The 7000-nt window shown below is 62.2% G+C and carries 4 protein-coding genes; 2 read left to right on the plus strand and 2 right to left on the minus strand.

Annotated features, from left to right (window positions below; translation table 11 throughout):
- Window positions 1-21: 21 nt before the first annotated feature.
- Window positions 22-1860 carry a long-chain fatty acid--CoA ligase gene (locus tag Q7U29_RS16315; RefSeq protein WP_304743180.1) on the plus strand — a complete coding sequence of 613 codons (1839 nt, stop codon included), beginning with the start codon at window positions 22-24 and terminating at the stop codon, window positions 1858-1860.
- Between the two features lie 89 nt (window positions 1861-1949).
- Window positions 1950-3149, plus strand: a complete 1200-nt coding sequence (locus Q7U29_RS16320; RefSeq protein WP_304743182.1) for an ABC transporter substrate-binding protein — start codon at window positions 1950-1952, stop codon at window positions 3147-3149.
- A gap of 263 nt (window positions 3150-3412) precedes the next feature.
- On the opposite strand, the gene Q7U29_RS16325 is transcribed toward Q7U29_RS16320, so the two are convergent.
- Both Q7U29_RS16325 and Q7U29_RS16330 read right to left on the minus strand, forming a co-directional pair.
- On the minus strand, window positions 3413-5560 hold the full coding sequence (locus Q7U29_RS16325; protein WP_304743184.1) for a PQQ-dependent dehydrogenase, methanol/ethanol family: 2148 nt from the start codon (window positions 5558-5560) through the stop codon (window positions 3413-3415).
- A gap of 228 nt (window positions 5561-5788) precedes the next feature.
- Window positions 5789-6580 (minus strand): transglutaminase-like cysteine peptidase, encoded by a 792-nt coding sequence (locus tag Q7U29_RS16330; protein ID WP_304743187.1) that lies wholly within the window; start codon window positions 6578-6580, stop codon window positions 5789-5791.
- Window positions 6581-7000 lie beyond the last annotated feature (420 nt).

The raw sequence follows: 7000 nt of genomic DNA on the forward strand, positions 1-7000 counted from the left end.
GAGAGGCGGAGGGAACGAAGTATGGCCAGACCCGCAGTGTTGACTGTGGCGGACACGATCGCGAAGAGTTTTTTGCTGGCGGCGGAAACGCGCGGCGACAAGCCCGCGATCCGCGAGAAGAAGTTCGGCATCTGGCAGCCCACCAGCTGGCGGCAGTGGCAGCAGATATCGAAGGAAATCGCCTACGCGCTGCACGCCATCGGTTTCCGGCCGGGCGACGTTGCCTCGATCATCGCCAACGCCGTGCCGGAATGGGTGTATGCCGATATGGGCATCCTGTGCGCCGGCGGCGTTTCCTCTGGTATCTATCCGACCGATTCGGCGGTCCAGGTCGAATATCTGGTGAACGATTCCTCGACCAAGGTGATCTTCGCGGAGGACGAGGAGCAACTCGACAAGATCCTGTCGTGCCGGGCGCGCTGTCCGACCTTGCAGAAGATCGTCGTGTTCGACATGGAAGGCCTCACCGGCTTCATCGATCCGATGGTGATGTCGCTGGCCGAGTTCATGGCGCTCGGCAGCAATCACATCAACGATCACGCGGCGCTGTGGGACGAGATGATTGCAAGCCGCAGCGCGGCCGACCTCGCCATCCTGGTCTATACCTCCGGCACCACGGGTCCGCCCAAGGGCGCGATGCATTCCAACCGCAGCGTCACCCACCAGATGCGCCACGCCAACGACCTGTTTCCGTCGAGCGACGCCGAGGAGCGGCTGATCTTCCTGCCACTCTGCCATGTCGCCGAACGGATCGGCGGCTATTACATCTCGCTGGCGCTGGGGTCGGTGATGAATTTCGCCGAAAGCCCGGAAACGGTGCCCGACAATCTGCGCGAAGTGCAACCCACCGCGTTCCTGGCGGTGCCGCGGGTCTGGGAGAAGTTCTATTCCGGCGTGACCATCGCGCTGAAGGATGCGACCCCGTTGCAGAACTGGATGTATCGCCAGGCATTGGGGTTGGGCTATCAGCTGACGGAATACAAATTGCAGGGCGACACGGCACCGCTGCCGTTGCGTCTCGCCAATCAGGCCGCCTACTGGCTGGTGTTCCGCAACATCAGGCGCATGCTGGGGCTGGATCGCTGCCGGCTGGCCTTTACCGGCGCCGCACCGATCGCGCCCGATTTGATTCGCTGGTATCTCGCGCTCGGCATCGACATGCGCGAAGTCTACGGCCAGACCGAAAACTGCGGCGTCGCCACCGTGATGCCGCCGGATCGCATCAAGCTCGGCTCGGTCGGCAAGGCCGCGCCGTGGGGCGAGGTGAAGGTTTCCCCGGAAGGCGAAATCCTGATCAAGGGCGACTTCCTGTTCATGGGGTATCTCAACCAGCCGGAAAAGACCGCGGAGACCATCGACGCCAAGGGCTGGCTGCATACCGGCGACGTCGGCTCGATCGACAATGAGGGTTTTGTCAAGATCACCGACCGGATGAAGGACATCATCATCACCTCGGGCGGCAAGAACATCACGCCGTCGGAGATCGAGAACCAGCTGAAATTCTCGCCCTACATCTCCGACACCGTGGTGATCGGCGACAAGCGGCCGTTCCTGACCTGCCTCGTCATGATCGACCAGGAGAACGTCGAGAAATACGCCCAGGACCACGATATTCCCTTCACCAATTATGCCAGCCTGTGCCGGGCGCCGGAAATCCAGGATCTGATCCAGCGCGAGATCGAGGCGGTGAACGTCAATTTCGCGCGGGTCGAAACCATCAAGAAGTTCTTCCTGATCGAGCGCCAGCTGACACCCGAGGATGAGGAACTGACGCCGACCATGAAACTGAAGCGCAGTTTCGTGAACAAGCGCTACGCGGTCGAGATCAACGCCATGTATGGCGAGCGCGCAGTGGCGTGAGCGACGAGCAGACGAGCAATCGGAAACGGCGAAGGATCTAAAGGCCCCGGCCTTCGCTCAACACGGGCCACACGAAGGAGGAGACTGCAATGTCGAAATCGTTCAAGGCGCTGGGCCTTGCGGTGGGCGCCCTTGCGCTGACCCATCTGCCGGCCGCAGCGCAAACCAAGGTCACCAATGAAGGCATCTCGGCGACCGAGATCGTCATCGGGACTCACCAGGACCTGTCCGGCCCGATCAAAGGCTGGGGCGTGCCGGTTTCCAACGGCATGAAAATGGCGGTGGAAGAGGTCAACGCCGCCGGCGGCATTCACGGCCGCAAGATCAAGCTGGTGCTGGAGGACTCGGGCTACGACCCGAAGCGTGCGGTGCTGGCGTCGCAGAAGATGGTCGAGCGCGACAAGATCTTCGCGATGGTCGGCCCGATGGGCTCGCCCACCGTGCTCGCCTCGCAGGACGTGCTGTTCGATGCCGGCGTGCTGCAGCTGTTTCCGCTGACCGCGGCCGAATTCACCTTCAAGTTCGACCCGGCCAAGCCGCAGGAAAGGCTGAAGTTCAACAACCTGCTGCCCTACGTCGAGAGCACCCGCGCCGCCGTCAAATACATGATCGAGACCAAGAACTTCAAGAAGCCCTGCATCATGTATCAGGACGACGAGTACGGCAAAAACGTCCTCGACGGGTTCACCCGGCAGGTCACCGCGATGAAGCTGACGCCGGCCTCGGTCACCAGCTACAAGCGCGGCGTCTCCGACTTCAGCGCGCAGGTCGCCAAGATGAAGGCCGACGGCTGCGATATGGTGTTGCTCGGCACGGTGCTGCGCGAGACCATCGGAACGATGGGCGAAGCCAAGAAGCTCGGATGGGACGTGACCTTCCTCGGCGCCACGCCCACCAACGTGCTCGAAGTGCCGGCGCTCGGCAAGGAAGTGGTTGAAGGGCTGTATGCCGCTTCAGGCTTCGAAATTCCCTACGAGGACACCGCGAAGGGAAAAGTGAAGGACTGGCTCGCCAACTACAAGAAGATGTTCGGCTCTGACGCGAACACCCAGGCGATCATCGGCTACAATGCGGTGATGACGTTCGCGCATTATGCCAACAAGGCCGGCAAGGATCTGACCGGCCAGAAGATGCTCGACGCGCTGGAGTCCGGCGACAAGTTCCAGGATATCTTCTCCTCGCCGCCGACCGTGTTCTCGAAGACCAACCATCTCGCCACCACCATCACGCAGGTTCAGCAGATCAAGAAGGGCCGCTGGGTGCTGGTGAAGGAAGGCCTGGTGTTCTGAGGCCAGCTTCGCTGTAACGAAAGAAGGGCTGCGCGAGACGATCGCGCAGCCCTTTTTTTGGTCCTCACGAAAGGAAATTTGGGCCACGTACCGCCGCAAGCAGTTTGTCGTCGCACGGCTTGACCGGGCGATCCAGTACGCCGTGACGTCTGGGTCTATCGCAAAACGTCTCTGGAATACTGGGTCGCCCGGTCGAGCCGGGCGATGACGGCGGTGTTCGTGTGCGGACCTCTCCCCGAAAGCGGGGAGAGGCTACGTCACTCCTACTTCTTCGGCGGCCTTACCGCATCCGCCGTGCCCTGAATGAACGCCTGGATCTTCACCACATCGGCTTCGGTCAGCTTGCCGGTGAAGTCGGGCATGCCCTGCTCCCTGAACGGGCCCTTGAACACGATCTTCTGCAGGTTCTCGATCGTGTCTTTCGGGACATAGCCGAGGTTCCTGATGTTGCCGCCCTTGTCGACGCCCGGTACGCCATGGCAGTTGGCGCAGGCGGCGACATAGAGTCCGGTACCCTCCGGCACGTCCTTCGGGTCGTATTTGACGCCCTCCAGAAGTCCTTCGGTCTGGTACTTCACAAAGGTCGGCAGTGGCGCCTTGCCGTCGACCGTGAAGGTATAGACCGTGCCCGGGCTCTGCAGTTCGGTGACGCGCTGCGAGATTCCGAACACGCCGCCCCAGCCGACCGCGATCGACACATACTGCTTGCCGTCGAGCATGTAGGTCGAGGCGGCCGCGACCACGCCGGTGCCGACAGGGCTTTCCCAGAGCTTTTCGCCTGACGTGGCGTTGTAGGCGATGAAGCGGCCGTCTGCGGTGCCCTGGAACACCAGATTGCCGGCGGTGGTCAGCGTGCCACCGTTCCACGGCGCGACATATTCGGCGCGCCAGACTTCCTTCTGCTTTACCGGATCCCAGGCCAGCAGACGTCCGAACGCAGGGCTCTTCGGCGGCGTCGCATTCAGCGCGAAGCCCAGGTTCCAGCCGGTGGCGCTGGCGAATTTGCCCGGCGCCGCCGCGTTGTGCGCCAGGGCTTTTTCCGGCGTGAGGTTCAGCGGCACGCCCTGCGCCGGCAGATAGACCAGGCCGGTCTGCGGATTGAACGACATCGGATGCCAGTTGTGGGCGCCGAACGGGCCGGGGATGCTGTCATAGGCCTCGGCGCCGCGCGCCGCCGGTACCTCGATCGGCCGTCCATCGGCGCCGTAGCCGGTCGCCCAGTTCACATCGACGAAGTTCTTCGCCGAGATGAACTTGCCGTTGGTGCGGTCGACCACGAAGAAGAAGCCGTTCTTCGGCGCGTGCAGAATGACTTTTCTTGGCGCGCCGTCGATGGTGAGGTCGGCGAGGATCATCGGCTGGGTCGAGGTGTAGTCCCAGTGGTCGCCCGGCGTTTCCTGGTAATGCCAGATGTATTTGCCGGTGTCGGCATTCAGCGCCACCAGCGACGCGAGATAGAGGTTGTCGCCGCCGGCAGGACTGCGGTGGTTGCGGTTCCACGGCGAGCCGTTGCCGGTGCCGATATAGACCATGTTGAGGTCGGGATCGAAGGTGATGGTGTCCCACGCGGTGCCACCGCCGCCGTTGATCCAGTATTTGCCGGCGGGATCCCAGGTCTTGGCCGCGGCCGCCATCGATTCGTCCTCGAACGGTTTTGAGGGATCGCCCGGCACCGTGAACCAGCGCCAGGCCTGGTTGCCGGTTTCCGCGTCGTAGGCGGTGACGTAGCCGCGGGCGCCGTATTCCGCGCCGCCATTGCCGATCACCACCTTGCCGTTGAACACGCGCGGCGCGCCGGTGATGGTGTAGGAATGCTCCTTGTCGATCAGGGTATCCTTTTCCCAGACCTTCTTTCCGGTCACCGCGTCGAGCGCGATCAGCCGCCCGTCATAGGCGCCGACGAACACCTTGCCCTTCCACAGCGCGACGCCGCGATTGACCACGTCGCAGCAGCCCTTGTAGCCCTTCTCCTTGTCGATGCCGGGATCGAAGGTCCAGATCCGCTTGCCGGTGCGGGCGTCGACGGCGTGCACCACGCTCCATGACGCCGTCACATACATGATGCCGTCGACCACCAGCGGGGTCGCTTCGACGCCGCGCGAGGATTCCAGCGGATAGGTCCACGCCAGGCCGAGTTTCTTGACGTTGTCGGTGGTGATCTGGTTGAGCTTGCTGAAGCGGGTCTCGGCGTAATCGAGGCCGATGGTCGGCCAGTCGTTCGAGGTCGCGGTATTGGCCTTGATCGAGGCGCCGTCGACCGACGACGTCACGGCCTTGATGTGATCGGGCGAACCCTTGGCGGCGTTCTGGGCGATGGCGCCATTTGCGGAAATCACCAGGCCCAACCCGATGGTGATGGCGGCGGTGCAGGAATAACGGCGAGCAAAATCAACGCGCGGCAAACGTGTCATCTTTCTCTCCCAAGCGATCTCTAGCGGATCTGGCGGAATGGTATGCCGGTAAGAATGATGACGTCAATCAAAGGTAGAAGCGAAGCGCAAAAAGAGAAAATTAGTCTCGCCACAATTTCCGCCAAACGAAATGCCACGCGCATTTCGGACGCACTGCAATATCGAGCGGTGTTTCAAGTTGCATCGATGTGCAAATCGACTTGATGAAACGGAGCGGCTTGCGGCCGGTTACATCGGCGACGTTTCAATGCCGGCATCGCGGACCGCTTGCGAAACGAGGTTGCGATCGCCGAGCACCGGCATCGGCGCCTCCTCGTAGCGTCTGACGCCGTCGCGATCGAGCACGAAACTCGGCCGGTAGTTTCTGACCCGGGCGTCCTCGACCATCGCCATGCGGCGATTGTCCAGCGTCAGCCATTGTCCATCCAGCCTTGCCGCGGCCACGGCGTGATCCTCGCCGCGGATGGTGTCGCGCATGATCACGATGCGCAAATCGTCGGATGAAACGCCGGCCCGCTGCAACGCAATGAATTTGGCGATGGCATAGTCTTCGCAATCTCCCGCGCCACGCGTCAGCGTCGCCAGCGGCGAACTCCAGACGTCGATCTGCCCATATTGTTCGAGATCGCCCATCGGCCGGATGGCGAGGTTGATGGCGCGGTTGATCTCGCCGAGGCGGGCACGACCGCCGCGAGCCTTGCCGGTGTCGACGATGGCGAGAAATTGCAGCGCCGCCGGCGAGGCGCAGCGGTCAGGATCGCCTTCGCACAGCGCCAGCTGCACCATCTCATCGTCGAGGCGGCGCTGGACGCCCTGCCACTTCGCCAGCAGTCCGCCGCCGGTGAGATGCGATGCAAACAGCCCGAATGGCTCGGCGGATCGTTCGACCGGATCCGGCGTCGCCGACGCTTTCAGCGTTTCCGCCGACAGCTCCGTCGCTGGCCCGAACCAGGCCAGGGCCAAGGCAAGCATGGCAAGTGTGGCAGCGCGCAACGCGCGCGAATGACCCGATAACCCCATCTGACGCCCCATGTCCGGGCATCGGCGAGGCTCGTTAGCCCGCTCGTGACCGGATCGTTTCGCAGGCGAGGATGGGCAGGGGAGCTTTTATTTGGCTTAAAGCCGGTCCCGGCGGGCCGAAAAGCGCGAAACAGGCTGAAACCGGTCTCGCCAGTTTACGTAAAATTTTATGGATCGGCCGTGGCGGGTCGAGAACAACGGGGCGATAGCCGGGAAGGACATTCAGAAGTTGTGCGGGCGCACTTTCCGCTGGATATGGCTAATTCGCGGGAAATCTCACGCTACTGTTAGCTGGATTACAATGTTTGCCGGGAAACTGGCGCAGTGTTCTGCAGGGAAATGCAGGGTAAGGTCGAGCCAAGTATCGGGTTTTATTCTATACGGTGATCTACGCGAAAGGTGCTGTTGATAGGCGCTTTG

The organism is Bradyrhizobium sp. (assembly GCF_030654605.1).
Classification (GTDB): Bacteria; Pseudomonadota; Alphaproteobacteria; order Rhizobiales; family Xanthobacteraceae; genus Bradyrhizobium.

Coding starts and splice junctions, on each gene's coding strand:
- Q7U29_RS16325 (WP_304743184.1), bottom strand. CDS start 5,560: ATGACACGTTTGCCGCGCGTTGATTTTGCTCGCCGTTATTCCTGCACC.
- Q7U29_RS16315 (WP_304743180.1), top strand. CDS start 22: ATGGCCAGACCCGCAGTGTTGACTGTGGCGGACACGATCGCGAAGAGT.
- Q7U29_RS16330 (WP_304743187.1), bottom strand. CDS start 6,580: ATGGGGTTATCGGGTCATTCGCGCGCGTTGCGCGCTGCCACACTTGCC.
- Q7U29_RS16320 (WP_304743182.1), top strand. CDS start 1,950: ATGTCGAAATCGTTCAAGGCGCTGGGCCTTGCGGTGGGCGCCCTTGCG.